27 protein-coding genes are annotated in these 25,896 nt (G+C 74.1%); 22 read left to right on the forward strand and 5 right to left on the reverse strand.

What is annotated here, in order from left to right; genetic code table 11:
• The first annotated feature begins 34 nt into the window (after window positions 1-34).
• From ctaE to OHA34_RS35445, 5 genes are all read left to right on the forward strand, one after another.
• A complete protein-coding gene (gene ctaE / locus OHA34_RS35425) occupies window positions 35-700 on the forward strand; it encodes an aa3-type cytochrome oxidase subunit III (protein ID WP_329520073.1) in 666 nt (221 codons plus the stop codon).
• 93 nt (window positions 701-793) lie between these two features.
• Entirely contained in the window at window positions 794-1,705 is a 912-nt protein-coding gene (qcrC, locus tag OHA34_RS35430; protein ID WP_285936942.1) for a cytochrome bc1 complex diheme cytochrome c subunit, read from the forward strand.
• Window positions 1,702-2,814: a cytochrome bc1 complex Rieske iron-sulfur subunit gene (gene qcrA, locus OHA34_RS35435; RefSeq protein ID WP_285936941.1), complete on the forward strand. Its 1,113-nt coding sequence runs from the start codon at window positions 1,702-1,704 to the stop codon at window positions 2,812-2,814. Before qcrC ends, qcrA begins: the two co-directional genes overlap by 4 nt.
• A complete protein-coding gene (qcrB, locus tag OHA34_RS35440) occupies window positions 2,811-4,445 on the forward strand; it encodes a cytochrome bc1 complex cytochrome b subunit (RefSeq protein WP_285936940.1) in 1,635 nt (544 codons plus the stop codon). The genes qcrA and qcrB overlap by 4 nt, the downstream gene beginning before the upstream one ends.
• 115 nt (window positions 4,446-4,560) lie before the next feature.
• Window positions 4,561-5,688: a glycosyltransferase family 4 protein gene (locus OHA34_RS35445; protein WP_285936939.1), complete on the forward strand. Its 1,128-nt coding sequence runs from the start codon at window positions 4,561-4,563 to the stop codon at window positions 5,686-5,688.
• Between the two features lie 31 nt (window positions 5,689-5,719).
• On the opposite strand, the gene OHA34_RS35450 is transcribed toward OHA34_RS35445, so the two are convergent.
• Window positions 5,720-6,370: a TetR/AcrR family transcriptional regulator gene (locus OHA34_RS35450; RefSeq protein ID WP_285936938.1), complete on the reverse strand. Its 651-nt coding sequence runs from the start codon at window positions 6,368-6,370 to the stop codon at window positions 5,720-5,722.
• A gap of 88 nt (window positions 6,371-6,458) precedes the next feature.
• Here OHA34_RS35450 and OHA34_RS35455 point away from each other — a divergent pair, with 88 nt between their 5' ends.
• Both OHA34_RS35455 and OHA34_RS35460 read left to right on the forward strand, forming a co-directional pair.
• On the forward strand, window positions 6,459-7,187 hold the full coding sequence (locus OHA34_RS35455) for an SDR family NAD(P)-dependent oxidoreductase (RefSeq protein ID WP_329520074.1): 729 nt from the start codon (window positions 6,459-6,461) through the stop codon (window positions 7,185-7,187).
• Window positions 7,188-7,336: 149 nt separating this feature from the next.
• On the forward strand, window positions 7,337-8,146 hold the full coding sequence (locus OHA34_RS35460; protein ID WP_285936936.1) for a hypothetical protein: 810 nt from the start codon (window positions 7,337-7,339) through the stop codon (window positions 8,144-8,146).
• A 70-nt stretch (window positions 8,147-8,216) separates the two neighbouring features.
• Here the strand turns inward: OHA34_RS35460 and OHA34_RS35465 are convergent, their stop codons facing one another.
• Complete coding sequence (locus tag OHA34_RS35465; RefSeq protein WP_329520075.1) at window positions 8,217-9,440, reverse strand: MFS transporter; 1,224 nt, start codon at window positions 9,438-9,440, stop codon at window positions 8,217-8,219.
• Window positions 9,441-9,515: 75 nt separating this feature from the next.
• Here OHA34_RS35465 and OHA34_RS35470 point away from each other — a divergent pair, with 75 nt between their 5' ends.
• Both OHA34_RS35470 and OHA34_RS35475 read left to right on the forward strand, forming a co-directional pair.
• Complete coding sequence (locus OHA34_RS35470) at window positions 9,516-10,118, forward strand: TetR/AcrR family transcriptional regulator (RefSeq protein ID WP_329520076.1); 603 nt, start codon at window positions 9,516-9,518, stop codon at window positions 10,116-10,118.
• A gap of 55 nt (window positions 10,119-10,173) precedes the next feature.
• A complete protein-coding gene (locus OHA34_RS35475; protein ID WP_329520077.1) occupies window positions 10,174-10,827 on the forward strand; it encodes an NAD(P)H-binding protein in 654 nt (217 codons plus the stop codon).
• Window positions 10,828-10,917: 90 nt separating this feature from the next.
• Here OHA34_RS35475 and OHA34_RS35480 read toward each other — a convergent pair whose 3' ends face one another.
• Window positions 10,918-12,711, reverse strand: coding sequence for an AMP-dependent synthetase/ligase (locus tag OHA34_RS35480; protein WP_285936932.1), 1,794 nt, complete (start codon window positions 12,709-12,711; stop codon window positions 10,918-10,920).
• 234 nt (window positions 12,712-12,945) lie between these two features.
• Between OHA34_RS35480 and OHA34_RS35485 the strand changes: the two genes are divergently transcribed.
• The 6 genes from OHA34_RS35485 to OHA34_RS35510 all read left to right on the forward strand — a co-directional run bounded on the left by OHA34_RS35485 (window position 12,946) and on the right by OHA34_RS35510 (window position 16,942).
• Window positions 12,946-13,650 (forward strand): copper homeostasis protein CutC, encoded by a 705-nt coding sequence (locus tag OHA34_RS35485; RefSeq protein ID WP_329520078.1) that lies wholly within the window; start codon window positions 12,946-12,948, stop codon window positions 13,648-13,650.
• A 9-nt stretch (window positions 13,651-13,659) separates the two neighbouring features.
• On the forward strand, window positions 13,660-14,427 hold the full coding sequence (locus tag OHA34_RS35490; RefSeq protein ID WP_285936930.1) for a metallophosphoesterase family protein: 768 nt from the start codon (window positions 13,660-13,662) through the stop codon (window positions 14,425-14,427).
• A gap of 31 nt (window positions 14,428-14,458) precedes the next feature.
• Entirely contained in the window at window positions 14,459-14,902 is a 444-nt protein-coding gene (locus tag OHA34_RS35495) for an SRPBCC family protein (protein WP_285936929.1), read from the forward strand.
• Window positions 14,903-14,965: 63 nt separating this feature from the next.
• Window positions 14,966-15,217: a hypothetical protein gene (locus OHA34_RS35500; RefSeq protein WP_329520079.1), complete on the forward strand. Its 252-nt coding sequence runs from the start codon at window positions 14,966-14,968 to the stop codon at window positions 15,215-15,217.
• Window positions 15,218-15,264: 47 nt separating this feature from the next.
• Window positions 15,265-16,209: an ROK family glucokinase gene (locus OHA34_RS35505; RefSeq protein WP_285936927.1), complete on the forward strand. Its 945-nt coding sequence runs from the start codon at window positions 15,265-15,267 to the stop codon at window positions 16,207-16,209.
• A gap of 4 nt (window positions 16,210-16,213) precedes the next feature.
• On the forward strand, window positions 16,214-16,942 hold the full coding sequence (locus tag OHA34_RS35510; protein ID WP_329520080.1) for an endonuclease/exonuclease/phosphatase family protein: 729 nt from the start codon (window positions 16,214-16,216) through the stop codon (window positions 16,940-16,942).
• A gap of 44 nt (window positions 16,943-16,986) precedes the next feature.
• On the opposite strand, the gene OHA34_RS35515 is transcribed toward OHA34_RS35510, so the two are convergent.
• Window positions 16,987-17,838 carry a hypothetical protein gene (locus OHA34_RS35515; protein ID WP_329520081.1) on the reverse strand — a complete coding sequence of 284 codons (852 nt, stop codon included), beginning with the start codon at window positions 17,836-17,838 and terminating at the stop codon, window positions 16,987-16,989.
• A gap of 446 nt (window positions 17,839-18,284) precedes the next feature.
• On the opposite strand from OHA34_RS35515, the gene OHA34_RS35520 reads away from it, so the two are divergent.
• From OHA34_RS35520 to thiI, 7 genes are all read left to right on the forward strand, one after another.
• Window positions 18,285-19,001, forward strand: coding sequence for a lysophospholipid acyltransferase family protein (locus OHA34_RS35520; protein ID WP_285936924.1), 717 nt, complete (start codon window positions 18,285-18,287; stop codon window positions 18,999-19,001).
• A 14-nt stretch (window positions 19,002-19,015) separates the two neighbouring features.
• Entirely contained in the window at window positions 19,016-20,173 is a 1,158-nt protein-coding gene (gene macS / locus OHA34_RS35525) for a MacS family sensor histidine kinase (RefSeq protein WP_329520082.1), read from the forward strand.
• 34 nt (window positions 20,174-20,207) lie between these two features.
• A complete protein-coding gene (locus tag OHA34_RS35530) occupies window positions 20,208-20,846 on the forward strand; it encodes a response regulator (protein WP_285938556.1) in 639 nt (212 codons plus the stop codon).
• A gap of 24 nt (window positions 20,847-20,870) precedes the next feature.
• Window positions 20,871-21,662 (forward strand): DUF692 domain-containing protein, encoded by a 792-nt coding sequence (locus OHA34_RS35535; protein WP_329522479.1) that lies wholly within the window; start codon window positions 20,871-20,873, stop codon window positions 21,660-21,662.
• Window positions 21,659-22,153: a hypothetical protein gene (locus OHA34_RS35540; RefSeq protein WP_329520083.1), complete on the forward strand. Its 495-nt coding sequence runs from the start codon at window positions 21,659-21,661 to the stop codon at window positions 22,151-22,153. Before OHA34_RS35535 ends, OHA34_RS35540 begins: the two co-directional genes overlap by 4 nt.
• Window positions 22,154-22,306: 153 nt before the next feature.
• On the forward strand, window positions 22,307-23,332 hold the full coding sequence (locus OHA34_RS35545; protein WP_285936921.1) for a 6-phosphofructokinase: 1,026 nt from the start codon (window positions 22,307-22,309) through the stop codon (window positions 23,330-23,332).
• Between the two features lie 270 nt (window positions 23,333-23,602).
• The gene (gene thiI / locus OHA34_RS35550) at window positions 23,603-24,838 is read left to right on the forward strand and encodes a tRNA uracil 4-sulfurtransferase ThiI (protein ID WP_285936920.1); all 1,236 of its coding nucleotides are present in this window, start codon (window positions 23,603-23,605) and stop codon (window positions 24,836-24,838) included.
• 84 nt (window positions 24,839-24,922) lie between these two features.
• On the opposite strand, the gene OHA34_RS35555 is transcribed toward thiI, so the two are convergent.
• A complete protein-coding gene (locus tag OHA34_RS35555; protein ID WP_285936919.1) occupies window positions 24,923-25,858 on the reverse strand; it encodes a DUF5954 family protein in 936 nt (311 codons plus the stop codon).
• Between the last annotated feature and the right edge of the window lie 38 nt (window positions 25,859-25,896).

Below are 25,896 nucleotides of genomic sequence, written 5' to 3' on the forward strand. Positions count from 1 at the left end.
GTCATGCGTCGGTGAGTGAACCAGTGACGTAATAATGCTGCCCGTGGCAACAGCATCCGCGATAGAGACAACACCTCCACCTCACGTTCGGGCGAACCGTCCCAATCTCGTCAGTGTGGGGACGATCGTCTGGCTGTCGTCCGAGCTGATGTTCTTCGCGGCCCTGTTCGCGATGTACTTCACGATCCGCTCGGTGACGATCGGCCAGCACGGGCACGACTCCTGGCCGGGCGCCGCCCTCAACGTCCCGCTCTCCGCCGTGAACACCACCGTCCTGGTCCTGTCCTCGGTGACCTGCCAGCTGGGCGTGTTCAAGGCCGAGGCCGGCAAGGTCGGCCGGGACGGCGGGCTGCTCGACTTCCGGCGGTGGGGACTGCGCGAGTGGTACGTGCTGTCGTTCCTCATGGGCCTCTACTTCGTCCTCGGCCAGGGCTACGAGTACTTCTCGCTGGTCCAGGAGGAGGGCCTCACGCTCTCCTCGGCCGCGTACGGCTCGGTCTTCTACCTGACCACCGGCTTCCACGGCCTGCACGTCATCGGCGGGCTGATCGCCTTCCTGTTCGTGCTGGGCCGCACCTACGCCGCGAAACGCTGGACCCATGAGCAGGCGACGAGCGCGATCGTCGTGTCGTACTACTGGCATTTCGTGGACGTGGTCTGGATCGGCCTGTTCGCGACCATCTACCTGCTCGACCTGTGATCCGCCCGCCGGGCCCGGCCCGGAGGCTGGAGGCTCGCCTCCAGAGGATTTCTCACCCGCTTACCTGACGACATGACCCGAACGGGGATTTCCGTGAAAAGGATCACCGCATGGCGACGGCGCCCCTGGGCGGGCTACGCCGTCGTGCTGGCGGCCCTGGCGGCGATCGGCGTCATCTACGCCGGCTTCTCGCCGCAGACTGACCGCGCCGAAGCGGAGAACACGGCCCAGGCCGCGCAGGATCTGAAGAACGGCCAGGAGCTGTTCAACAAGAACTGCGCGAGCTGCCACGGGCTGAACGCCGAGGGCACCAAGGACGCCAAGGGCAAGCCGATCGCACCGAGTCTGCTCGGGGTGGGCGCCGCATCGGTCGACTTCCAGGTCAGCACGGGCCGCATGCCCGCGATGAACCCGGGCGCGCAGATGCCGCGCAAGAAGCCGATCCCGGCCTTCGACACCGAGCTCAAGACCGACTACGCCGAGCCGGAGAAGCGGGAGGCGGCCGAGAAGCAGAAGGCCCAGGCGGAGAAGAACCTGGCCGACCTGCGCGCCTTCGTCACCTCGCTGGGCGGCGGGCCGGAGGTGCCGTCCGCGGCGGCCACCGACCCGTCCAAGGGCGACGTGGCCGTCGGCGGCAAGCTGTTCCGCACCAACTGCGCGCAGTGCCACAGCTTCGTCGGCTCGGGCGGCGCGCTGACCGGCGGCAAGTACGCCCCGCCGCTCGACAAGAGCGACGTCACGCCCACCCAGATCTACGAGGCCATGCTGACCGGCCCGCAGGCGATGCCGGTGTTCAACGACACCACCCTCACCCAGCAGGACAAGCAGGCGATCATCGCCTACGTGGTCCAGACGCGTGAGGAGCCCAACCCGGGCGGCAACGGCCTGGGCCGCATCGGCCCGGTGTCGGAGGGCCTGGTCGGATGGCTGATCGGCATCGGCCTGCTGGTGCTGGCGGCGACCTGGATCACTGCGAAGAAGCCGAAGAAGCTGAAGAAGTCATGAGCGACGACAACAAGGACACGGGCTCGCACGAGCCCCGCGAGGACGGCGGCACGCCGGAACGCGTGATCGGCACGCCCTCGCCGGCGGCGGAGAAGTCGCTGCTGCCGGGCGGGGCCGCGCCGGCCGAGGGCGCCGCGGCCGAGGAGCTGGACGAGGCGTCGGCCAAGCGGGCCGAACGGGTCGTCGCGGTGTTCTTCCTCATCGCCTTCGCCGCCAGCGTGGCGTTCATCGCCTACTACATCGGCTGGAGCGGCCGGGACGGCGGGATGCACGGCATCCACCGGACCCGCGAGTCCAACCTGTGGCTCGGCGGCATGATGACGCTGGCGTTCCTGGCCATGGCGGTCGGCGTCACCATCTGGGTGCGGCGGCTGATGACCAGCAAGCCGATCATCCAGGAGCGGCACGCCCCGCGGGCCACCGAGGAGACCCGGGCGTCCTTCGCCGCGGACTTCATGGAGGGCGCCGCCGACAGCGGGATCACCAAGCGCCCGCTGCTGCGCCGCACGCTGTTGCTGGCCGCCGCGCCGCTCGGCCTGGCCCCGCTGGTGCTGCTGCGCGACCTCGGCCCGAAGCCGGGGACGCGGCTGCGCCACACGTTCTGGGGCGATGCGGTCAAGAAGGCCCAGTCTCAGGGCAAGAAGGGCGTCCGCCTGGTGGTGGACGGCACCGACAGGCCGCTGAGGGTCAGCGACTTCTCCTCGCCGGGTGGGATGATCACTGTGCTGCCCGAGGGCATCGAGCACGATCTGCCCGAGGAGAAGGTGCTCACCCAGGTCGCCAAGGCGGTGACCATCCTGATCAACGTTCCGGCGGACCAGTTCAAGCCCGCCAAGGGGCGGGAGAACTGGCACGTCGGCGGGATCGTGGCGTACTCCAAGATCTGCACGCACGTGGGCTGCCCGGCGGCCCTGTACGAGCAGACCACGCACCACATCCTGTGCCCGTGCCACCAGTCGACGTTCGACGCCACCGACGCGGCCAAGGTCGTGTTCGGGCCGGCGGCCCGTCCGCTGCCGCAGTTGCCACTGGCCGTGGAGGACGGTTACCTCGTCGCGACGAGTGACTACCACGAGCCGATCGGCCCGAGCTTCTGGGAGCGGGGATGAGCGAGGCGGCAACCGCCCCGAAGGCGGTCGAGGGACCACTGACGTTCCTGGACGACCGGCTGGGCTCCACCACCTTCTTCAAGCGGAACATGAAGAAGGTCTTTCCGGACCACTGGTCGTTCATGCTGGGCGAGATCGCCCTGTACTCCTTCATCATCCTGCTGCTGACCGGGACGTTCCTGACGCTCTGGTTCAAGCCCAGCATGATCGAGGTGGTGTACGACGGGTCGTACACCAAGCTGAACGGCGTCAAGATGTCGGAGGCCTACGCCTCCACGCTGAACATCAGCTTCGATGTGCGCGGCGGCCTGCTGATGCGGCAGATCCACCACTGGGCCGCGATCCTGTTCATGGCCTCGATCATGGCGCACATGCTGCGGGTGTTCTTCACCGGCGCCTACCGCAAGCCGCGTGAGCTGAACTGGCTCATCGGCGTCGGCATGTTCACCATGGGCATGCTGGAGGGGCTGTTCGGGTACTCGCTGCCCGACGACCTGCTGTCCGGCACCGGGCTGCGGATCACCCAGGGTGTGGCCGAGTCGATCCCGCTGGTGGGCTCCTACATCTACATGTTCCTGTTCGGCGGGGAGTTCCCCGGCCAGGACATCGTGCCGCGCCTGTTCACGCTGCACATCCTGCTGATCCCGGGCGTGCTGCTGGGCATGATCACCGCGCACATGATGATCATGTGGCACCAGAAGCACACCGCGATGCCGGTGAAGAAGCAGACCGAGACGCAGGTCCAGGGCTACCCCTTCTACCCGGTCTTCATGGCCAAGACGGGCGCCTACTTCCTGTTCACCTTCGGCGTGCTGGCGCTGCTCGGCACGTTCGCGCAGATCAACCCGATCTGGCTGTTCGGGCCCTACGACCCGGGCGCGATCTCGTCGGCGTCCCAGCCCGACTTCTACATGGGCGTCCTGGAGGGCTCCCTCCGGATCATGCCCAACTGGGAGATCTCGGCCTGGGGCCACACGCTCAGCCTGAACGTGCTGATCCCGGCGCTCGGCCCGCTCGGCATCATCTTCACCGGTGCCGCGGTGTGGCCGTTCATCGAGCAGTGGGTGACCGGCGACAAGCGGCTGCACCACGTCAACGACCGTCCGCGCAACGCCCCGGTCCGCACCAGCGTCGGCATGGCCGCCGTGGCGTTCTACGGGATCCTGTGGGTGGCCGGCGCCAACGACGTGCTGGCCGAGCGGTTCCACGTGTCGCTGTTCGCCACGACGTGGTTCTTCCGCGTCGCGGTGTTCGTCGGCCCGGTGCTCGCCTACATCATCACCAAGCGGATCTGCCTGGGGCTCCAGCGCAAGGACGCCGGCATCATCGGGCACGGCGTGGAGAGCGGCGTGATCGTGATGTCGCCGGACGGCGAGTACAGCGAGCGGCACGAGCCCGCCCGCGAGCAGGAGCGGACCGTCATCCTCAGCAAGGAGAACAGCCGGCCCGAGCCGCCCGCGGTGGACGCCAACGGCGTGCCCGCGCCGGGCAGCAAGGGACCGCTCGGGCACGTCCGGTCCCGGCTCAACCGGGCCTGGACCTTCGACGACATCCCGATCGAGGAGCACGGCCACGACGAGGAGCACGGCGAGGTCGAGAACGGCCGGGAGCCGAAGCAGCTCAACCACTGAGCACGGCGCGCGGCGCGCGCCACAGCGGATCGCCACACGGCGGGGCCCGTCACCGGAGGATCGGTGGCGGGCCCCGCCGCGTCCGGCGCCGGGGCCGTCCGTATGCTGCGTGGACATGACCAGGACGCTCGTGGTGACCAACGACTTCCCGCCGCGCCCCGGCGGGATCCAGGCGTTCGTGCACGGGCTGGCGGCGCGCCGCCCGCCGGGCTCGGTGGTGGTGTACGCGCCGGCGTGGCGGGGCGCGGCGGCGTTCGACGCCGCGCAGCCGTTCCCGGTCGTGCGGCATCCGGGGTCGCTGATGCTGCCCGAGCCGTCGGTGCTGCGCCGGGCGGGCGAGGTGCTCCGGGCGGAGGGCTGCGACTCGGTGCTGTTCGGCGCGGCGGCGCCGCTCGGCCTGCTGGCCCCGGCACTGCGCCGGCGCGGGGCGGAGCGGCTGGTCGGGATCACCCACGGGCACGAGGCGGCGTGGGCGTCGCTCCCGGCGGCGCGCGGCCTGCTGCGCCGCATCGGCGACGGCGTGGACGTGCTGACCTACCTGGGGGAGTACACCCGGTCCCGGATGGCGCGGGTCCTGTCGCCGGGCGCGGCGGCGCGGCTGGCCCGGCTGGCCCCGGGCGTGGACGAGAACGCGTTCTTCCGCGGCGCCGGGGGGCCGGAGATCAGAAAGCGGCACGGGCTGGACGGGCGTCCCGTCGTGGTGTGCGTGTCGCGGCTCGTCCCGCGCAAGGGGCAGGACGCGCTGATCCACGCCTGGCCGCACGTGCTGCGCGCGGTGCCGGACGCCGCGCTGCTGCTGGTCGGCGGCGGGCCGTACCGGGCCGAGCTGGAGCGGCTGGCGGCGGCGCGGGGGGTGTCCGGCTCGGTCGTCCTGACCGGCGCCGTGCCCTGGGAGGAGCTGCCCGCGCACTACGACGCGGGCGACGTCTTCGCGATGCCGTGCCGGACCCGGCGGCGCGGCCTGGACGTCGAGGGGCTCGGCATCGTCTACCTCGAGGCGTCGGCGACCGGGCTGCCGGTGGTGGCGGGCGACTCGGGCGGCGCGCCCGACGCGGTGCTGGACGGCGAGACTGGTGTGGTCGTGCCGGGCCGTTCGGTCGCGGCCGTCGCCGCGGCCCTGACCGGCCTGCTGAGCGATCCCGGGCGGGCCCGCGCGATGGGCGGGCGCGGACGGGCGTGGATCGAGCGGGAGTGGCGCTGGGAGCTCCAGGCCGCCCGGCTGGGCACGCTGCTCGACGGCTGACGGCGATGATGGAGGTGAGCCCGCGCGTCCGCTAGCGGGCGGCCAGGCCGCGCATGGCGGTGTCGAGCTGCTCGGAGGTGAGGGCCGGCTCGGCGATCGGGTGGGCGGCCTCGGCGCGCAGGCCGTCGAGGACGAAGGCGAGGCTGCGGCGCCATGCGCCCGGCGCGATCGCGCCGGTGGCCTCGACCAGGCGGCCGGTGCTCCAGATGATGGAGACCAGGTCCGCCGCGGTGAAGTCGGGGCGCAGGCCGCCGCCGTCGCGGGCGCGCGCGACGATCCGGGCGACCTGGTCGGTCCCCTGTGCGCAGGCGGCGGCGAGCCGCTCGGTGTCGGAGAACCGCATCGAGAGCGCGTCGGTGAGGCCCCGGTCGGCCGCCTGCGAGGCGCACAGCCGGGTCACGTACCAGACGAAGCCCTCCCAGGGGTCGGGACGGGCCAGCGCCTCCTCGCCGAGGGCGAGCTGGGCGTCGATCAGCTCCGGGACGATCTCGTCGATCAGCGTCTCGCGGGTGGCGAAGTGGTTGTAGAGCGTGCCGACGCTGACCCCGGCCCGGCGGGCGATCTCCTCCAGCGGGGCGTCCAGGCCGCGCGCGGCGAAGACCTCGCGGGCGGCGGCCGTCAGCCGCTCGCGGTTGCGCCGCGCGTCGCGGCGCTGTGCTCTCGGGGGGCCGCAGCTGCTCATGCGCCGAGTCTACTTAGTTGAGGGCACCCTCAAGTTTTTCTGTTACGGTGAAAGAACTTGAGGCCACCTTCAACTTAAGGGAGTGCGCATGTCCAAGACCATCGCCGTGTTCGGGGCCGGCTCCGCGCTCGGCCTGTCGATCGCCCGCCGCTTCGGGCGGGAGGGCTTCGGGGTGGCGCTCGTCGCCCGTGACCGCGCGCGGCTGGACGGGCTGGCCGCGACGCTGGCGGCCGAGGGAGTGCAGGCCGCGGCGTTCGCCGCCGACCTCACCGACGCGGCGGCGACCGCCGCCGCGGTGGACGCCATCGAGGCCCGGTTCGGGCGGATCGACGTGCTGGAGTACGGTCCGGGCGGTCTCAACCTCGGGTTCGCGCCCGGCCCGGTCACCGAGATCGGCCCGGAGGAGCTGCGGACGCCGCTCGAACTGTTCCTGCTCGCCCCGGTGGGGCTGGTCAGGCGCGTCCTGCCCGGGATGATCGAGCGCGGGGACGGGGCGCTGCTGTTCACGCAGGGGGCGTCCGCGAAGTACCCGATCCCCTTCATGGGCGACATCGGGACGGCCATGGCGGCGATGCGCCACTACATCCTGACGCTCTCGGCCGGGCTGGAGGGCACCGGCGTCCACGCCGGGACGCTGACCATCGGCGCGGGCATCAAGGGCAGCGACGTGCACCGGCTGCTCGAGAGCGACTCCTACGACGGGCCGCGCCCCGAGGGCCTCGATCTCGTCGATCCCGCCGTCCTGGCCGACGTGTACTGGGACATGTACGTGAAGCGGGACCGGGTGGAGGAGGTCGCCGGGAACTTCGGCGGGTGAGATGGCGCCGGGCGAAAAAGGGTGAAGCGGTCAGGTGGGAATGATCTCCACCGGGCCCGGCCCGGAAGCCCGGCCGGACCGCCCCGCCGTCGGCGCGCACAGGTGATGCTGCGTGTGGCACCGGCTTCGAAGGGTGGCAGGATGCGGACATGGCCGATTTGGAGAACGCGGGTGTCGAGGACGCGTGGACCCCTGTGCCGGGTGCGGCCGTCGGCTGGCTGAACGACCTGGATCCCGACCACTGCTACTCGGGGTTCGAGCCGCCGCGCCGCCCGGACGGGGTGTGGGTGCTGCACTCCATGTACGCGTGGAAGGAGGGCCTGGTCACCACCACGCACGACGACGTCCACCAGTCGGTGCGGGCGGCCGGGCTCACCGAGCCGGACGTGATGGGCGACGCCGACCTCGGCGATCTGCTGGAGGGCGCCGTCGTCACCGGGACCGGGCTCGGCCGCAGCGGCGACCCCGGCGCGGGCTGGCGGCGGCTGCGCTGGGCCGAACTGGCGCGCGGGTTCGGCGAGGAGCCGGTGCCCGACGGCGAGCTGCCCGGCAACCGCTGCCTGCGGCAGGCGCACCCGACGGGGAGCTGGTCGGCGGCGATCCGGCCGCCGGCCGAGGGCTGCCTCGACCGGGAGAGCTGGCGCCGGCTGGTGGACGTGCTGGCGCGGCACAGCCCGGCCGGCGCCGAGACCGCGTGCCTGGCGTACTACTGCCCGCTGGTCACCGCCGACTGGGACGACGAGACGGTGCTGGCCGGCCGCCTCGGCGACGCGGCGGGCCTCTACGACCATCCGGAGATGTCGAGCTGCCCGTCCAACCTGTGGGCCGAGGACCGCTCGTGGGTCGTCTACTGCGACTGGGACCTGTGGGGCACCAAGGTCGTCGGACCGGTCCCGCTCGTCGAGGCCCTGCTGGAGGACTCCGGGCTGGAGGCCCTCCGCCTTCCCTGGACGGGCTGACGGCCTGATCCGCCTCTCCTCCGTCCGGCGGACGGAGGAGAGGCGGACCAGGGGCCCGGTGCGGCCGGAGTCAGCGGCGGGTGCCGCGTCCGGTGCCGGCGGCGGACGCGAGCACCAGCAGGGCGGCGACGGCGAGCAGCCCCGCGAGGACGAGCGCCAGGGCGGCCAGGCCCGAGCCGGTGAGCGCGCCGGCGAGCTGCGGGCCGAGGCTGGCGCCGACGAACAGCAGCGCGGTGAACAGCGAGATCGCGGGGCCGCGGGCCGCGCCGGCCCGGGAGCCGATGGTGTCGATCAGGCCCGGTGCGGCGACGGCGGTGCCGGCCGTCACGGCGATGAGCAGCGCGCCGAGCAGCAGGGTCCCCGGGTGCAGCAGGCCGATCAGCGCGACGCCGGCGGCCGACAGGGCGAGCGCCAGGCCGACCCGGGCCGGGCCGGGGACGCGGGCGAGGACCGGGGTCAGGAACGGGATCGCGACGATCACCGGGAGCGCGCTCGCCCGCAGCCCGAGCAGCCCGGTCGTGCCGGTGAGCTGGAGCCCGGTGTAGATCGCGACGAACGAGCCGAGCACGGTGGGCACCGCCAGGTAGAGGAGCCGCAGTCCGGGCGTCCGGAGCAGCGGGAGCATGGCCCGGTAGGCGGCGGCCGGGGAGGCGCCGGTGGACGGGCCGTCCGGGAGCAGCGCCCAGCGCAGCAGCAGCGCGGCGGCGCCGAACGCGACCGCGCCGACCAGGAAGAACGCGCGCCAGCCGAGCGTCGCGGCCAGGCCCTGCGCGGCGAGCTGGCCGAGGACGGCGGCCGACAGGAACCCGGTGGTCATCGCGGTCACGGTGACCAGGCGGCGGCGCGGCTCGACGCGTTCGGCGACGTAGGCCATCGCGACGGGCGGGAACGCCCCGATGGTCAGGCCCTGGAGCGCGCGCAGGATCAGCGCCGCGTCCGGGCCGGGGGAGGCGGCGACCAGCGCGGTGGTCACGGCGGTCGCGGCGACCCCGGCGACCATCACGCGGCGGCGGCCGAACCGGTCGGAGAGCGGGCCGAAGAGCAGGAAGCCCGCCGCGTAGCCGAACCCGAACGCGCTCACCAGCCAGGTGAGCGAGGTGGGTCGGGCGTGCCAGCCCGCGGCGGCGGAGCCGAGCAGGGCGATCATCCCGTAGAGCTGCGCGGTGGCGAGCAGGGCGGTGCCGGAGAGCACGGCGACCGTCCGGGCGAACGGCGCGAACGCGGTCGTCGCGGTCGGAGCCGGGGGCCGTGCCGGAGCGGTGGTGGTGGCCGGGAGGACGGGGGAGGAGCGCATGGCCGGAACCGTAGCCAACCAACCGGTTGGATGTCAACCAACCGGTTGGACGGCGATCCCGCTATGCTCGGGACCATGGCCACCAGCGCATCCACCACCGCCTCGACCAAAGAGGCCCTGCTCGCCGCCGCCCGCGAGGAGTTCGCCGAGCACGGCATCGCCGGCGCCCGGGTCGACCGGATCGCCCGGCTGGCCGGCGTCAACAAGGAGCGGATCTACGGATACTTCGGCAACAAGGAGAAGCTCTTCGACGCGGTCATGAAGGACGCGATGGACGAGCTCACCGAGGTGAACGCGCTGCTCGGCGACGACCCGGTCCAGTACGTGGCGGGGCTCTTCGACCACTATCAGGAGCACCCCGACCTGCTCCGGCTGCTCATGTGGGAGGCGCTGCACGACCGGTCCGGCCACCTGCCCGACCAGCAGTGGCGCGTCGACCGCTGCCACGACAAGGTCGCCTCCCTCGCCGCCCACCTCGGCCAGGAGCCCTCGGCCGAGGCCGGGAGGACGATGCTGAGCCTGATGGGGCTGGTCCTGATGCCGATGGCCCTGCCCCAGCTCGCCGAGCTGATGGGCGCCCAGATGGACGGCCCGGAATCGACCGCGCGGATGCGCGAACACGCCACGGCGTTCGCACGCGCCCTCCTGGAGTGCGGAAAGACGGCCGGACCCTCCTGACCGCTCTCCGGCCCCGCGTCCCCCAGACGGGCCGCCGGGTTCGTAGGATCACCCCATGAACGTTGTGATCGCGGGAGGGCACGGGCAGATCGCGCTGCGCCTGGCCCGGCTGCTGGCCGCGCGGGGGGACACCGTGCTGAGCCTGATCCGGAATCCGGACCATGCCGGCGACGTGCGGGCGGCGGGCGCCGGCCCGGTCGTGTGCGACCTGGAGCAGGCGGGCTTGGACGAGGTGGCGGCCGAGGTGACCGGCGCGGAGGCGATCGTCTTCGCGGCCGGGGCCGGCCCCGGGAGCGGCGCGGGCCGCAAGGACTCGGTCGACCGGGCGGCGTCGGTGCTGGTGGCGGACGCGGCCGAGCGCGCCGGGGTCCGGCGGCTGCTCCAGGTGTCGGCGATGGGCGCGGGGGAGCCGCCGCGGGCCGGCACCGACGAGGTCTGGGCCGCCTACGTCCGGGCCAAGGGGGCGGCGGAGGAGGACCTGCGCGCCCGGGACCTCGACTGGCTGATTCTGCGGCCGGGCCGCCTCACCGACGATCCGGGGACCGGCCGGGTCAGGCTGGCCGAGCCGCCGATCGGGCGGGGCGAGGTGACCCGGGACGACGTCGCCGCGGTGATCGTCGCGCTGCTGGACGCGCCCGGCGCGCGGCACCGGACCCTGGACCTGATCAACGGCGGCACCCCGATCGCCGACGCCGTCGCCGTCCTCTAGGACCCGCACGGGCCGCGGCGGGCCGCCCCTCCGGACGGCGTCCCGCCGCGTCCCGCCGCGTCCCGCCGCGTCCTTCAGCGTCCCGCCGGGTCAGGAGTAGATCGCGTCGATCTCGTCGGCGAAGTCCTTCATGACGACGTGCCGGCGCACCTTGAGGCTCGGCGTCATGTGCCCGGCCTCCTCGGTGAAGTCCACGCCGAGGATCTCGTACTTCTTGATCGCCTCGGCGTGCGAGACCGACGCGTTGGCGCCGGCCACGGCCGCGTCGATCTCGGCGATCAGGGCGGGGTCGCGGCGCAGCTCGTCGACGGTCATCGCGTCCGGCCTGCCGTGCTGCCGCTTCCAGGGGCCGAGCGCCTCCTCGTCCAGCGTGATCAGCGCGCTGATGAACTTGCGGCCGTCGCCGACGACCAGGCACTGGCTGATCAGCGGGCTGGCCCGCAGCCGGTCCTCCAGCGGGGCGGGCGCCACGTTCTTGCCCGCCGCGGTGACCAGGATCTCCTTCTTCCGTCCGGTGATGGCCAGGTACCCGTCGGCGTCCAGCGAGCCGAGGTCGCCGGTGTGGAACCAGCCGTCGGCCAGGGACTCCTCGGTGGCGGACGGGTTGTTCCAGTACCCGCGCAGGATGTTGACGCCCTTGATCAGGACCTCGCCGTCGTCCGCGATCCGGACGGTGACGCCCGGGATCGGCCGCCCGACGGTGCCGATCCGGATCGCGGTGGGCCGGTTGACGCTGGCCGGGGCGGTGGTCTCGGTCAGCCCGTACCCCTCCAGGATCGTGATGCCCACGCCGCGGAAGAAGTGGCCGAGCCGCTCGCCGAGGGCGGCGCCGCCCGACACCGCGTACTGCACCCGCCCGCCGACGGCGGCGCGCAGCTTCCGGTACACCAGCACGTCGAAGACGCGGTGCCGGGCCTTGAGGGCGAGCCCGGGGCCGCCGGAGTCCAGGGCCTGGCTGTAGGCGATCGCGGTGTCGGCGGCGGCGCGGAAGATCTTGCCCTTGCCGTCGGCGGCGGCCTTCTGCTCGGCCCCGTTGTAGACCTTCTCGAAGACGCGCGGCACGGCCAGCAGGAAGGTCGGCCGGAAGGTGGCCAGGTCGGGCAGCAGGCCCGCGATGTCGCTGTGGCCGAGCACGATGCCGCCCTCGACGCAGGCGACCTCGATCAGCCGGGCGAACACGTGCGCGAGCGGCAGGAAGAGCAGCGTCGAGCTGCCGTCGACCGCGACCTCGGAGATCGCGCCCTGGATCGCGTTGCGGGCGGTCGACACCAGGTTCCCGTGGGTCAGCTCGCAGCCCTTAGGGCGGCCGGTGGTGCCCGAGGTGTAGACGAGCGTGGCGACGTCGCCGGCGGTGCGGGACCGGCGCCGCTCCTCGACCACCTCGTCGCCGAGCCCGGCGCCGAGGGCGGCCACGGCGTCGGCGCCGCCGTCGTCGATGCCCCAGAGGTGCGCGAGGTCCGGGAGCGCGTCCCGGACCCCCTCGATCGCGGCCCGGTGCGCGGCGGTCTCGGCGAACACCGCGCGGGCGCCCGAGTCGCCGACGATCCACTGGATCTGCTCGGCGGAGGAGGTCTCGTAGATCGGGACGGCGACGGCGCCCGCGGCCCAGATCGCGTAGTCCAGGACCGTCCACTCGTAGCGGGTCCGCGACATCAGCGCGACCCGGTCGCCCGGCTCGATCCCGGCGGCGACCAGGCCCTTGGCGACCCGCGTCACCTCCGCGGCGAAGTCGCGGGCGGTCACGGCCCGCCAGGCCGTGCCGGCCTCGTTCCGGCGGCGCAGCACGATCGTGCCGGGCCGTTCGGCGGCTCGGGCGAACGGTGCGTCGGTCAGGTTGGTGGCGTCGGAGACCTCCACCATCGGGGGGACGCTGAACTCGCGCACGGCCCACTCCTCGATTGATCTGTGCGGATGGCGGGGACGACGCTACAGGCTCCCCGCGACCCGATGATACCCGTGAGTAGCAAAGTCCGGCCGGTGCGCGCCGCCGGGCGCCGCCGGTCAAGGACGGGGCAAGTCTCCGCGTCCCCGCCGGGCGCGGGGAGCCCTGCGCCTACCCTTGACGGGCCGGGCTCGGGCAGGACTCCGGCGGCTCCGACCTGACCCGGGAGAACCCCCTTGGCACTGCTGGAAGTGATCGCACTGACGCCCGCCGACGCGCGGGCCGCCGAGGAGGGCGGCGCCGACCGGATCGAGGTCGCCGCCGACATGGCCGCCGACGGGCTGACCCCCGACCCCGAGGTGGTCGCCGGCATGAGGGAGGTCACCTCCCTGCCGATGCGGGTGATGCTGCGCGCCAACGCCGGGTTCGGCACCACCGCCGCCGAGCTGGACCGGCTGCGCCGCGCCGCCGCCGACCTCGCCGCGGCAGGCGCCGACGGATTCGTGCTCGGTTTCCTGAGCCCGTCGGGGCGGATCGACGCCGCCGCGACCGCCGGGCTCGCCGCGTCCGCCGCCCCGCTGCCATGGACGTTCCACCGGGCCCTGGACCACGCGTCCGACCCGGCCGCCGCCTGGCAGGCCGTCCGCGACCTGCCCGGCGCGCCCGGCACCGTCCTCACCGCCGGGTCGGCCAGGGGCGTCGGGGCGGGGCTGGAGGTGCTGGTCAGGCGGGCCGCCGAGAGCCCGGACGCGGCGGCCCTGATCATGGCGGGCGGCGGGTTGCGCCGCAAGCACGTCGCGGTGCTCGCCGCCGCGGGCGTCACCGCCTTCCACGTCGGCACCGCGGTCCGTCCGGACGGGGCCTGGGAGGCGCCGGTCGACGCCGCGCTCGTCGGCGAGTGGCGCGCCCTCGTCGCCGCCGCCGCGGGCGCGTCCCATTAGAGTCGGTTCATGCGGATCCATGTGGTGAGCGACGTCCACGGCCGCGCGGAGGACCTCAAGCGCGCGGGCGACGGGGCGGATGTTCTCATCTGCCTGGGCGACCTGATCCTGTTCATCGACTACTCCGACCACGCCCGCGGGATCTTCGCCGACCTGTTCGGCCAGAAGAACGCCGACCGGTTCATCGCGCTGCGCACGGCCAAGCGCTTCGAGGAGGCCCGCGAGTTCTCCCGCTCCCTGTGGGACTCGCTGGAGGGCGGCTCCTGGCCGCACATCGAGCGGGCCGTCGACCGGCAGTACGCCGAGCTGTTCGCGGCGATGCCGACCCCGGCCTACCTCACCTACGGCAACGTCGACATCCCGCGCATGTGGGGCGCGCACCTGCGCGAGGGCCACCATGTGCTGGACGGGCAGGTCGCCGAGCTGGGCGGGCTGCGCTTCGGGTTCGTCGGCGGCGGGCTGCGCACCGAGTACCGCACCCCCTACGAGCTGGACGAGGAGACCTACGCGGCCAAGGTCGCCGCCGTCGGCGAGGTCGACGTGCTGTGCTGCCACATCCCGCCCGCCGTCCCCGAACTGCTGTACGACACCGTGGCGCGCAGGTTCGAGCGGGGCAGCGAGGCGGTGCTGGAGGCCGTCCGCCGCACCCAGCCGAGGTACGTGCTGTTCGGCCACGTGCACCAGCCCCTCGCCCGGCGGATCCGCATCGGCCGTACCGAGTGCGTCAACGTCGGGCACTTCCGGGCCAGCGGGGTGCCCTTCACGCTGACGGTGTGAGAGATCCCTTCCCGACGACAGGAGCGCGACGATGGCCGACCGCACCAGTTCCACCATCACCATCGAGGCGGCGAAACCCGAGATCATGGCGGTGATCGCCGATCTGGCGGCCTATCCCGACTGGGCCGGCGGCATCCGCGAGTTCACCGTGCAGGAGACCGGCCCGGACGGCCGGGCCGCCCGGGGCCGGCTGACGTTCGACGGCGGCCCGTTCAGCGACACCGTCGGATTGGCCTACACCTGGGACGGCGACGACGCGGTCCACTGGGAGCTGGTCGAGAAGGGCACGGTGGTCACCGGGCTGCACGGCTCGTACACCCTGGCCGCGGCCGGCGGCGCGGCGGACGTGACCGAGGTGACCTACGAGCTGGCCGTGGACGTCCGGGTCCCGATGATCGGCATGGTCCGGCGCAAGGGCGAGAAGCGGATCACCGACTCGGCGCTCAAGGGCCTGAAACGACACGTCGAGGGCTGAGTGAAGCGCGGCGCGCCCGGCGGGCGGTACCGTTTCACGCCGACAACGGATGGAATTGTTCTCATGACCGAGCAGCCCGGCGACGTCCTCGGCGAGGCCGTCAAGCTCCTGGACGCCCTGTGCCGCCGCGTCGGCGGCGCGGCCGGCGCCTGGAGCGCTCCCGGCGGCCGGGGCGGCGACGTGTGGGCCCGGGCGACGGCCCCGGACGCGGACACCGGCCCGGCCGCGGACACCGGCCCGGACGCCGATCCGGATCCGGGCGCGGGCGGGGCCTGGGCCTCGGCCACCGGTGAGGATCCCGTCGGCATCGGGTAGGGCAACGGCGGGGTCCGGTGGGGCGCCGCGAGGAGGAGGAACCGTACATGGCCCTGACCATCGGCGTCGACGTGGGCGGCACGAAGGTGGCCGCGGGAGTCATCGACGACCGGGGCACGATCCTGGAGAAGGTGCGGCGACCCACGCCCTCCACCAATCCCGCGGAGACCGCCGAGGTCATCGCCGAGGTCGTCGACCTGCTCAAGGGCAAGTACGCGGACGTGGTCGCGGTCGGCCTCGGCTCGGCCGGCTTCGTCGACGAGACGCGCTCCACCGTGCTGTTCGCGCCCAACCTGGCCTGGCGCGACGAGCCGATCAAGAAGAAGGTCGAGGAGCGGGTCGGGCTGCCGGTGGTGGTCGAGAACGACGGCAACGCGACCGCCTGGGGCGAGGCGCGGTTCGGCGCCGGGCGGGGCGAGGACTTCATCGTCCTGATCGCCCTCGGCACCGGCATCGGCGGCGGCATCATCATCAACGGCGAGCTGTACCGGGGCCGGTTCGGCATCGGCGCCGAGTTCGGCCACTTCCGGGTCGTCCCGGACGGCCGCCGCTGCGGCTGCGGCAACCGCGGCTGCTGGGAGCAGTACGCCAGCGGCAACGCGCTCGTGCACGAGGCCCGCGACCTGGCCAGGGTGGCGCCCGCGATGGCCGGGCGGCTGCTGGAGCTCGGCGGGGGGCGGCCCGAGGGGATCAGCGGCCCGGAGGTCACCCAGGCGGCCCGCGAGGGCGACCCGGCGGCGCTGGAGTGCTTCCGGTCGGTGGCGCAGTGGGCGGGCCAGGGGCTGGCCGACCTGTCGGCGATCCTCGACCCGGGGGCGTTCATCATCGGCGGCGGGCTATCGGACGCGGGCGACCTGCTGCTCGACCCGATCCGGCAGGCGTTCGGGGCGGCGCTCACCGGGCGCGGGCACCGGCCGACCCCGCAGATCCGGATCGCCGAGCTCGGCTCCGACGCCGGCATCGTCGGCGCGGCCGACCTGGCCAGGATCTGACCCGATGGGGCCGCCGGTCCGGGTGCTCGGCTACAACATCCGGTCGCTGCGCGACGACCCGGCCGCGGTGGCCCGGGTCGTCCGCGCGCTCGCGCCGGACGTGGTGTGCCTCCAGGAGGTGCCGCGGTTCCGGGGCTGGCGCGGCAGGCGGCGCGCGCTGGCGCGGGACTGCGGGCTGCGGGTCGTGGCGGGCCGCCGGGCGGCGGGCCTCGCCGTCCTGGCGGCGCCGCGGGTCCGCGGCCTCGCCCGCGAGTTCCACCTCCTCAGCCGCGTCCCCGGCCTGCACCGGCGGGCGCTGGCGGTCGCCGTGCTGGAGATCCCGGAGCCGGACGGCCGGGACGGGCCGCCCGGCCGGCTGATCGCGGCCAGCACCCATCTCGACCTCGCCGACGGACCGCGCCGCGAGCACACCGGCCAGGTGATCGCGCTGCTCGACCGGGCGGGCCGCCGCCACGACGCGCCCGTGGTGCTCGCCGGCGACGTGAACGAGGAGCCGGGCGGCGCGTCGTGGACGCTGCTCACCGGCCGGTTCCAGGACGCCCGCGCCGTCGCGCCGGTGGGGCTTGAGGAGACGTTCTCGGCCCGCGATCCGCGCAGGCGCATCGACGGCGTGTTCCTCGATCCCGCGATCGGGGTGGTGGGCTGCGGCGTCCCGGACGACGCCGCGCTGCGCGCCGACTACCTGGCGGCGACCGACCACCGCCCCGTCGTGGCCGACCTGCGCCTGCCCTGACGGGGCCGGACGGGCCGGACGGGGTCGAACGGGGTCGAACGGGGTCAGACTACGGCGCCGTCGTCGGGATCGCGGGGCTCGTCGCCCATCCGCAGCACCAGCGTCACGAACCCGCCGATGAACGCCGCGACCGCCAGGAACGCGGCCCAGCCGGGCACGTCCCAGTCGAGGATGACGGTGATCAGCAGGTAGACCGGGCCGCCGACCAGCGCGATCCACGCGCCCTTGGTGAGCGGGTCGGCGGCCGGCAGCGGCGGGGGCGGCGGCGGGACGTAGTGGCCCTCGTCCTCGTCCGGCGGGAGCTCGGCGGGCTCGGCCGGCTTGATCACCCGGGCCCGCGGGATCCGGCCGGTGCGGTCGTCGCCCTCCTCGGGCGGCTTGGGCGGCTCGTGGATGTTCTCCTGGTCGGGCCAGGGGACGCGGTCGCCCTCGGGGACGCTGTCGTAGCCCGCGACGATCTCGGCCCAGATGGCGTCCTCGTCGCGCTCGGCGGTTCCGGTGGGGGAGTCGCCGGAGCCGGGCGGCGTGCCGTCGGCGTCGCGCGCGTCGAACGGGTCGAGCTGATCGAGCTGGTCGTCGCGCGGCGCGGGCTCGGCCAGGTCGCCGTCGGGCCGCTCGCCCTCGGACCCGCGTCCCCCGGCGTCGCGCAACCGGGCCAGGTGGGCCCGCAGGATGGACTCGGCGGCCGGCTTCATGTCGACGTCGACGTAGAGCCGGTCGAGCACGTCGCCGGTGGCGGCCTCACCGGTCAGGTCGACCAGCCCGTTGGGGGCGGTGGCGTACGCGGCGACCCCGGCGTCGCGCAGCGCGGCCAGCATGGCGTCGGCCAGATGCGGCGCCAGGTCGACCAGCGGGGCGTAGGTCTCCGCTGACAGTCCATTGCCACGGCGATTCACGGAGCCGGCTCCTTCGACGACTGCGGCGTGACCGACAGCACCGGCATGACGGCCTCCGCTCCCCCATTGACGTGTGCCCGGCGGCGCCGCCCGCGATGCGCGCGACGCTCCGGACACCCCGAAACGTGTGTCCCACGGTATTCGCTGCGCCGCCCGGGACAAGCCCCAGGGCGCACCCGATTGTGATTTCCCGCTCAGAGCCTACGTTCATCCCGGCCCTTCCGCGGCCCCGGGCCCGCCCGCCCCTTCGCGGGCTCCCGCGCGCGCCCGCGCCGGACGTGCCCGCGCGCCCGCGCCGGACGTGCCCGTCCGCGCCGGTGCGTGGCAGGCTGTGGGCAGGCCGTAGGCAGGCACGGCATGGGATGGAAAGATGTCCCATCATCTCCCGTCTGTCGGGGATCTCGAACGTGCTCGCCGCTGCACACGCGGCCGGAGGAAGGTGTCGCATGCTCTGGTTCTGGATCCTGCTCAGGATCGTCCTCTCGCCCGTCATGTACCTCGGATGGCGGCCGCGGAACTCGGGCATGGGCAACGTCCCCAAGAAGGGCCCGGCGCTGCTGGTCAGCAACCACCTGTCGTTCGCCGACCACTTCTTCGGGCCGCTGCCGCTGATGCGCCCGATCTTCTTCATCGGCAAGGGCGAGTACTTCACCGGCAAGGGGATCAAGGGCCTGATCAGCAAGGCCTTCTTCACCGGCGTCGGCGTCGTCCCGGTCGACCGGACCGGCGGGTCGGCGGCGGAGGCGGCGTTGCGGACCGGGCTGCGGATCCTGGACGAGGGCAAGCTGCTCGGCATCTACCCCGAGGGCACCCGCGCCCCCGACGAGCGGCTCTACCGGGGCAAGACCGGGGTGGCGCGGCTGGCGCTCCAGTCGCGGGTGCCGGTGGTGCCGATGGCGATGATCAACACCTTCGAGCTGATGCCGCCCGGCCGGTCGCTGCCGCGGTTCGGCATCCGTCCCGGAGTCCGGTTCGGCGCGCCCCTGGACTTCTCCCGGCACTACGGCCGGGAGGACGACCCGGAGGTGCTGCGCAAGATCACCGACGAGATCATGCAGGCCATCCGGGAGCTGTCCGGGCAGGAGTACGTCGACCGGTACGCCGCCGAGGTCAAGGCCGAGATGGCCGGCCGGCCGCCGCGGCCCGGCGACGAGGACGACTGAGCGCGGGGGCCGGGATGGGGCTGGAGGCGGCGCTGTGGCGCGCCGTCGCCGTCTACCGGTGGGCCGCGCTCGGCTACGCCGCCATCCTGATCGTCAAGAACTCCGGCGGCTACCGGCACCCGATGGGCGGCTGGGCCGTGCTCGCCGTGATGACGGCCTGGACGGCGTACGCCATGTTCGCCTTCGCCGTTCCGCGCCGCCGGGGATGGCCGCTGTTGGCCGCCGACATGGCGGTGACGGCCGGCTGCCTCATCGCGACCGCATGGGTGGAGACGTCCGGCAACCTGTCCGACGGCAACCCGACGCTGCCGGTCTCCTGGGTGGCCGCCGCGATCCTGTCCTGGGCGGTGTCCGGCGGCAAGCGCTACGGGATCGCCGCCGCGGGCGTGCTGGCCGCGGCGAACCTGCTGGTGCACGTCCTGGCCGGTTCGCACGGGGCGACGCCCACCACGATCAACGGCGTGGTGCTGCTGTTCCTGGCCGGGCTGGTGGTCGGGCACGTGGTCAAGCTCGCGCTCCAGGCCGAGGCGCGGCTGGCCCGCGCGGTCGAGCTGGAGTCGGCCACCCGCGAGCGCGAGCGGCTGGCCCGCCGCATCCACGACTCGGTGCTCCAGGTGCTGGCGATGGTCCAGCGGCGCGGCGGCGAGCTGGGCGGCGAGGCGGCCGAGCTGGGCCGCCTGGCGGGGGAGCAGGAGGCGGCGCTGCGCGCGCTGATCGGCGGCGCCCCCTCGGCCGTGCTCCCGCCGCCGTCCGGTCCCGGGGGCGGGCGCCCGGCCGACCTGTGCCCGCTGCTCACCCGGTACGCGTCCACGTCCGTCACGGTGTCGACGCCCGCCAGCGCCGTCGCGCTGCCCGAGGCGGCGGCGCGGGAGATCGAGGCCGCGGTGGCGGCGGCGCTCGACAACGTCCGCCGGCACGCCGGCGACGCCGCCCGCGCGTGGGTGCTGCTGGAGGACGGCGCGGGCGAGGTGACGGTGAGCGTCCGCGACGACGGCCCCGGGATGCCGCCGGGCCGCCTCGAGGAGGCCGCGGCCGACGGGCGGCTCGGCGTCGTCCAGTCGATCCGGGGCCGGATCCGCGACCTGGGCGGGACGGTCTCGATCGTGTCCGCGCCCGGCGAGGGCACCGAGATCGAGATGACCGTGCCCGGCGCCCGCGCCGATCGGCCGTAGGGTGGGCGGCGTGACTGACGTTCCCCTCAGGGTGATGGTCGTCGACGACCATCCGATGTGGCGCGAGGCGGTCGCCCGCGACCTGGCCGAGGCCGGGCACGACGTGGTGGCGACGGCCGGCGACGGGCGCACCGCGGTCCGCATCGCCGCCGCGGCCCGGCCGCGGGTCGCGGTCGTCGACCTCCAGCTTCCCGACATCAGCGGCGTCGAGGTGACCCGCCACCTGGTCGCGGCCGACCCGCCCGTCCGGGTCCTGGTGCTCTCGGCCAGCGGCGAGCAGCAGGACGTCCTGGAGGCGGTCAAGGCCGGCGCGACCGGCTACCTGCTCAAGTCCGCCGCGCGCGAGGAGTTCCTCGACGCGGTCCGGCGCACCGGCGACGGCGACGCGGTCTTCACCCCCGGCCTGGCCGGCCTCGTCCTCGGCGAGTACCGGCGCCTCGCCGCAGCCCCGCGCCGGGAGGAGGACGACGCGCCCCGCCTGACCGACCGCGAGACCGAGGTGCTCCGCCTCGTCGCCAAGGGCCTCACCTACAAGCAGATCGCGCAGCGCCTGGTGCTGTCCCATCGCACCGTCCAGAACCACGTCCAGAACACCCTCGGCAAGCTCCAGCTGCACAACCGGGTCGAGCTCGTCCGCTACGCCATCGAGAAGGGCCTCGACCAAGAGGACTAACCGAACCCGGCCCGCGATTCAGGGATCGGGTGGCGGCCCGAGATCTCGGGGTTCGTGAGCGCGCTTCCCGGTCTCGGCTTCGCCGAGGTGGTGGCCGAGTCGGTCCACCTCGACCACCCGCCGCGCGACCTGGTCGCCCTGCGCGAGCGCGGCGTGGCGGTCGTCCCGCACGGGGTGCGGCTGTCGCTGGGCGGTGCGGAGCCCGTCGAGGCCGGACGGGTCGCGCACCTGGCCGGATGCGCGCAGGCCCTCGGGGCGCCGCTGGTCAGCGAGCACGTCGCGTTCGTCCGGGCGGGCGGCGTCGAGGCCGGGCACCTGCTGCCCGTGCCGCGGACCCGGGCCGCGCTGGACGTGCTCACCGCCAACATCCGCCGGACGCGCGCCGAGCTGCCGGTGCCGCTGGCCGTCGAGCCCATCGCGGCGCTGTTCGACTGGCCGGACGCCGAGTACGAGGAGGGCGACTTCCTCACCGAGCTGCTCGAACGCACCGGCGCGCTGCTCCTGCTGGACGTCGCCAACGTGTACGCCAACGCCCGCAACCGAGGCGAGGACCCCCTCGCGCTGCTCGACCGGCTCCCGCTCGAGCGGGTCGCGTACTGCCACGTCGCCGGGGGCGTCCAGCAGGGCGGGCGGTATCACGACACCCACACCGCGCCGGTGCTGGCGGAGGTCCTCGACCTGATCGCGGAGCTGTGCGGACGGCATCGTCCACCGGGCTTCCTGCTCGAACGCGACGGCCGCTACCCGCCCGCCGGCGAGCTGCGCGCCGAGCTCGACGCCATCGCGGACGCCGCCGGGATGGCGGCGGTCACGTGACCGGCCCGGACGGCGCGGGGCCGGACGTCGCGGACCCGGACGGCGGGCCTCTCGACGCCGGGCTGGCCGCCGCGCAGGAGGCGCTCGTCCGCGCGATGACCGCTGGAGGGCCGCTGCCCGCCGGCTTCGATCCCGGCGATGTCGGGGCGGCGGCCCGGAGCATCCTGCGCAAGCGGGCCGGGGAGGTCGCCCGCGCGTGGCCCCTGCTGGCCGGCTCGTTCGGCGACGGCTGGGACGACGCGTTCGCCCGGTGGGCGGCCGAGCGGCCCACCAGCGGGTCCGTCCGCGACGCCTGGGACTTCGCCCGCGATCACCGCGCCGGGCTGTCGCCGTCCGCGGCGAGGGAGCTGGCCCTGACCGAGGCGCGCTGGGCCTACGACGGCGCGAGCGCGCCACGCCGCCGGCGCGCGGCCGTGCGGCGCGTCCCGGGCGGTCTCGCGGTCCAGGTCCTCGGACGCGTGCGCGTGCTCGCCCCGGCCCTGCCCCGTTGAGGAATCGGGGGCCGGACGGCCCCCGGCGCACTATGGTCTAGACCAATGCGGCACGCCGGGGTGATCACCGAATGCTCGGTGCGACCGACCCCCGGCTACTAGGCTGGCCGCACCAGTCGAGGGAGGAGCCCGGTGTCAGGAGAGGGAGAGGGCATGCGCGTCGGAGTGCTGACCGGAGGCGGGGACTGCCCCGGTCTGAACGCCGTCATCCGCGCCGTGGTGCGCAAGGGCGTGCAGGTCTTCGGGTACGAGTTCGTCGGCTTCCGGTCCGGCTGGCGCGGCCCGCTGGAGGGCGACACCGTGGCCCTCGACGTGCAGGCCGTGCGCGGCATCCTGCCCCGCGGCGGCACCATCCTCGGGTCGTCCCGGACGAACCCGATCAAGGTCGACGGCGGCGTCGAGCGGATCAAGGACAACCTGGCCGGGCTCGGGGTGGACGCGCTGATCGCCATCGGCGGCGAGGACACCCTCGGCGTCGCCGGCGAGCTGTACGCCAACGGCGTCAACGTGATCGGGGTCCCCAAGACCATCGACAACGACCTGAACGCCACCGACCTCACCTTCGGCTTCGACACCGCGGTCAACATCGCGATGGAGGCGATCGACCGGCTGCACACCACCGCCGAGAGCCACCACCGGGCGCTGATCTGCGAGGTGATGGGCCGGCACGCGGGCTGGATCGCGCTGCACGCCGGGATGGCCGCCGGCGCCAACGTGATCCTCATCCCCGAGCGGCCGTTCGACATCGGCAAGGTCGTGGAGTACGTGGAGAGCCGGTTCAAGACCCGCTACGCCCCGATCATCGTGGTGTCGGAGGGCGCGCACCCGATGGACGGCCAGATGGAGCTCCAGACCGGCGAGCGCGACGCGTTCGGCCACGTCCGGCTCGGCGGCATCGGCCAGGCCCTCGCCGACGAGATCGAGAAGCGCACCGGCAAGGAGGCCCGCGCGACCGTGCTCGGGCACATCCAGCGCGGCGGCACCCCCAGCGCGTTCGACCGCGTGCTGGCCACCCGCTTCGGCCTCCAGGCCATCGACGCGGTGCGCGACGGCGACTTCGGCAAGATGGTCGCCCTCCAGGGCACCGACATCGTCCGCGTCGGGCTCGACGAGGCCACCAAGGAGCTCAAGACCGTCCCGCCGGGACGCTACGCCGAGGCCGAGGTCTTCTTCGGCTGAGCACCCCGGCCGCGCCGCCGCCCACGTGACGCCGATCACGGAGGCGCCGGCCACGGAACACCGGCCACGGAACACCGGCCGCGGATGCCGACCACGGGGACGCCCCGGAGCCCGCACAGGGCCTCCGGGGCGTCCCCTTTCGCGCCTCCCCGTCCACCTCGGACGGGGAACAGCATGATGGGTCGCGGCGTTGCGAACTGTGGGCCACACTAGAGGCCGGCACCCCTCCGCGTCGCGGAGCGAGACCCACCCCCACCAGGAGGACCCCGCATGACCACGCTCGACGTCCCGGCCGCAGTCGTCCCGGAGCGGTCGCCGGTCGGCGGCGAGCCGTGCGTGCTGATCAAGCTGGGCGAGGTCGTCCTCAAGGGCAAGAACCGCGAGCTGTTCGAGCGGCGGCTCGCCGACAACGTGCGCGCGGCGGTCCGGTCGATCGCGCGGGTCGACGTCATCCGCCGCCACGGCGTGTTCATCGTCCGCACCAAGGACGCCGACGTCGTCACCGTCGACCGCCTCGCCCAGCGCATCACCGACGTCATGGGCATCGTGTGGGCGCACCGCGCCTGGCGGGTCGGCAAGGACGTGGAGAGCGTCGAGCGCGCCGCGCTGGAGCTGATGGAGGGGCGCTCGGGCACCTTCGCGGTGCGGTCCCGCCGGCGCGACAAGCGCTTCCCGCTGACCTCCACCGAGCTCGACCGGCTCGTCGGCGGCCGGATCGCCGACGCCTACGGGCTGCCGGTCCGGCTCAAGAACCCCGACCACACGCTGTCGATCGAGATCGACCGCGACGAGGCGTTCGTCTACTCCGGCGGACTGGCCGGCCAGGGCGGGCTGCCGGTCGGGATGAGCGGCCGGGCCCTGGTGCTGATGTCGGGCGGCATCGACTCGCCCGTGGCCGCCTACCGGATGATGCGGCGCGGCCTGCGGGTCGACTACCTGCACTTCTCCGGGATGCCGTTCACCGGGCCGGAATCGATCTACAAGGCGTACGCGCTGGTCCGCGAGCTCGACAAGTTCCAGGGCGGCTCGCGGCTGTTCGTGGTGCCCTTCGGCAAGGCCCAGCAGCAGATCAAGTCGTCGGGCGCGGACCGGCTCGCGGTCATCGCGCAGCGCCGGCTGATGCTGCGCACCGGCGAGGTGCTGGCCCGCCGGCTGCGCGGCTCCGCGCTGATCACCGGGGACGCGCTCGGCCAGGTCAGCAGCCAGACGCTGACCAACATCACCGCGCTGGACGACGCGGTCGAGCTGCCCATCCTGCGCCCGCTGGTCGGCATGGACAAGGTCGAGATCATGGACCAGGCGCGCCGGATCTCGACCCTGTCGATCTCCGAGCTGCCCGACGAGGACTGCTGCACCATGCTGGCCCCGCGGCGGGCCGAGACCAAGGCCAAGATCGACGACCTCCGCCAGATCGAGAAGCGGCTCGACGTGGGCGAGCTGGCCGACCGGCTCGCCGAGTCCGTGCAGGAGCACCGCCCGGTCTACGGCGACGACGCCGCCTCCTGACCCGGACCCTGCCCCTGCCCCTGGCACGGGTCCCGGCCGCCGATCCGGGAGAGCGGCCCCTGCCTCCGGGCCGCGCCCCGGACGCTAGCGGGCGTCGAAGTCGGTGGGACGGGGCGGCTCCGGTCCGTCCGGGCCCATCAGGGTGATCCGCTCGATCCGCACGACGCGGAACCGGCGGCCCGCGACCTCGATGCCGTTGCGGCGGCTCCCGTCGGACATCAGGCCGGCGGCCTCGGCGTAGCCGGCCAGGTCGGCGCCGTCCGGCCGCTCCACCGCGGGCACCACGTGCCGGAAGTAGGTGGCGAGCGCGTCGCGGGCCAGTCCCGGCGTGCCGTGCAGCCGGCCCACCGGCCGCCAGCGCCCCTCGTACCGTTCGGCGACGGTGAACGCGGGCGCGAGCGACAGCGGCGTCAGGAACGCTCCGGACGGCTCCGGCCCCACGCGGGCCGCGGCGTCCAGCACCTGGCACAGCAGCTCGGCCGTGGCGATCTCGGGCGCGTGCTGCTCGTCGGGCAGCAGGCCGTCGAGGCGTCCGAGCCCGCCGCCCATGCCGCCCGCGCCGCCCATGCCGCCCCGGCCGTCCGCGCCGGGGCGCGGGTCGAGATCGGTGGGACGGGGCGGCTCGGGGCCGTCCGGGCCGGTGCGGACGAGCTGCTCGATCCGCACCACGCGGAACCGCCGTCCGGCCGCGGTCACCTCGTCGCGCGCCTCGTCCTGCACCGCCCCGGCCATGGCCCGCAGCTCGCGCCCGGCCGCGCCGCCGGCCGGGGCCGCCAGGTCGTCCAGATGGAAGCCGAGCAGCTCCCGCGCGCCCTGCGGGACCGGATCGCAGTCGCACACGATCCGCCATCCGCCGGGGACCCGCTCGGCCGCGGTGAACAGCGCGCCCACCGCGACCAGGTCCGGGTAGGCGGCGATGGCGCGGCAGGCGTCGGCGAGGATCACCGCGGCCACCGGATCGACGCCGTCCAGGTCATCGGGGAACAGCCGGCCGCCGGCGTCCCCATCGCCCGTTGTCATGCCGGACATCATCCCCGCCGTGCCCGGCCCTGGCGAGT

Source organism: Spirillospora sp. NBC_01491 (assembly GCF_036227065.1).
GTDB classification, from domain to species: Bacteria; Actinomycetota; Actinomycetes; order Streptosporangiales; family Streptosporangiaceae; genus Spirillospora; species Spirillospora xylanilytica.

What these genes read in the sequence shown, in the direction of transcription:
- OHA34_RS35520 (WP_285936924.1), top strand. Translation starts at nt 18,285, where the DNA reads ATGCTCTGGTTCTGGATCCTGCTCAGGATCGTCCTCTCGCCCGTCATG.
- OHA34_RS35465 (WP_329520075.1), bottom strand. Translation starts at nt 9,440, where the DNA reads ATGCGCTCCTCCCCCGTCCTCCCGGCCACCACCACCGCTCCGGCACGG.
- OHA34_RS35545 (WP_285936921.1), top strand. Translation starts at nt 22,307, where the DNA reads ATGCGCGTCGGAGTGCTGACCGGAGGCGGGGACTGCCCCGGTCTGAAC.
- macS (WP_329520082.1), top strand. Translation starts at nt 19,016, where the DNA reads ATGGGGCTGGAGGCGGCGCTGTGGCGCGCCGTCGCCGTCTACCGGTGG.
- thiI (WP_285936920.1), top strand. Translation starts at nt 23,603, where the DNA reads ATGACCACGCTCGACGTCCCGGCCGCAGTCGTCCCGGAGCGGTCGCCG.
- OHA34_RS35500 (WP_329520079.1), top strand. Translation starts at nt 14,966, where the DNA reads ATGACCGAGCAGCCCGGCGACGTCCTCGGCGAGGCCGTCAAGCTCCTG.
- ctaE (WP_329520073.1), top strand. Translation starts at nt 35, where the DNA reads ATGCTGCCCGTGGCAACAGCATCCGCGATAGAGACAACACCTCCACCT.
- OHA34_RS35510 (WP_329520080.1), top strand. Translation starts at nt 16,214, where the DNA reads ATGGGGCCGCCGGTCCGGGTGCTCGGCTACAACATCCGGTCGCTGCGC.
- qcrA (WP_285936941.1), top strand. Translation starts at nt 1,702, where the DNA reads ATGAGCGACGACAACAAGGACACGGGCTCGCACGAGCCCCGCGAGGAC.
- OHA34_RS35490 (WP_285936930.1), top strand. Translation starts at nt 13,660, where the DNA reads ATGCGGATCCATGTGGTGAGCGACGTCCACGGCCGCGCGGAGGACCTC.
- OHA34_RS35455 (WP_329520074.1), top strand. Translation starts at nt 6,459, where the DNA reads ATGTCCAAGACCATCGCCGTGTTCGGGGCCGGCTCCGCGCTCGGCCTG.
- OHA34_RS35475 (WP_329520077.1), top strand. Translation starts at nt 10,174, where the DNA reads ATGAACGTTGTGATCGCGGGAGGGCACGGGCAGATCGCGCTGCGCCTG.
- OHA34_RS35460 (WP_285936936.1), top strand. Translation starts at nt 7,337, where the DNA reads ATGGCCGATTTGGAGAACGCGGGTGTCGAGGACGCGTGGACCCCTGTG.
- OHA34_RS35470 (WP_329520076.1), top strand. Translation starts at nt 9,516, where the DNA reads ATGGCCACCAGCGCATCCACCACCGCCTCGACCAAAGAGGCCCTGCTC.
- OHA34_RS35495 (WP_285936929.1), top strand. Translation starts at nt 14,459, where the DNA reads ATGGCCGACCGCACCAGTTCCACCATCACCATCGAGGCGGCGAAACCC.
- OHA34_RS35450 (WP_285936938.1), bottom strand. Translation starts at nt 6,370, where the DNA reads ATGAGCAGCTGCGGCCCCCCGAGAGCACAGCGCCGCGACGCGCGGCGC.
- OHA34_RS35555 (WP_285936919.1), bottom strand. Translation starts at nt 25,858, where the DNA reads ATGACAACGGGCGATGGGGACGCCGGCGGCCGGCTGTTCCCCGATGAC.
- OHA34_RS35445 (WP_285936939.1), top strand. Translation starts at nt 4,561, where the DNA reads ATGACCAGGACGCTCGTGGTGACCAACGACTTCCCGCCGCGCCCCGGC.
- qcrB (WP_285936940.1), top strand. Translation starts at nt 2,811, where the DNA reads ATGAGCGAGGCGGCAACCGCCCCGAAGGCGGTCGAGGGACCACTGACG.
- OHA34_RS35530 (WP_285938556.1), top strand. Translation starts at nt 20,208, where the DNA reads ATGGTCGTCGACGACCATCCGATGTGGCGCGAGGCGGTCGCCCGCGAC.
- OHA34_RS35505 (WP_285936927.1), top strand. Translation starts at nt 15,265, where the DNA reads ATGGCCCTGACCATCGGCGTCGACGTGGGCGGCACGAAGGTGGCCGCG.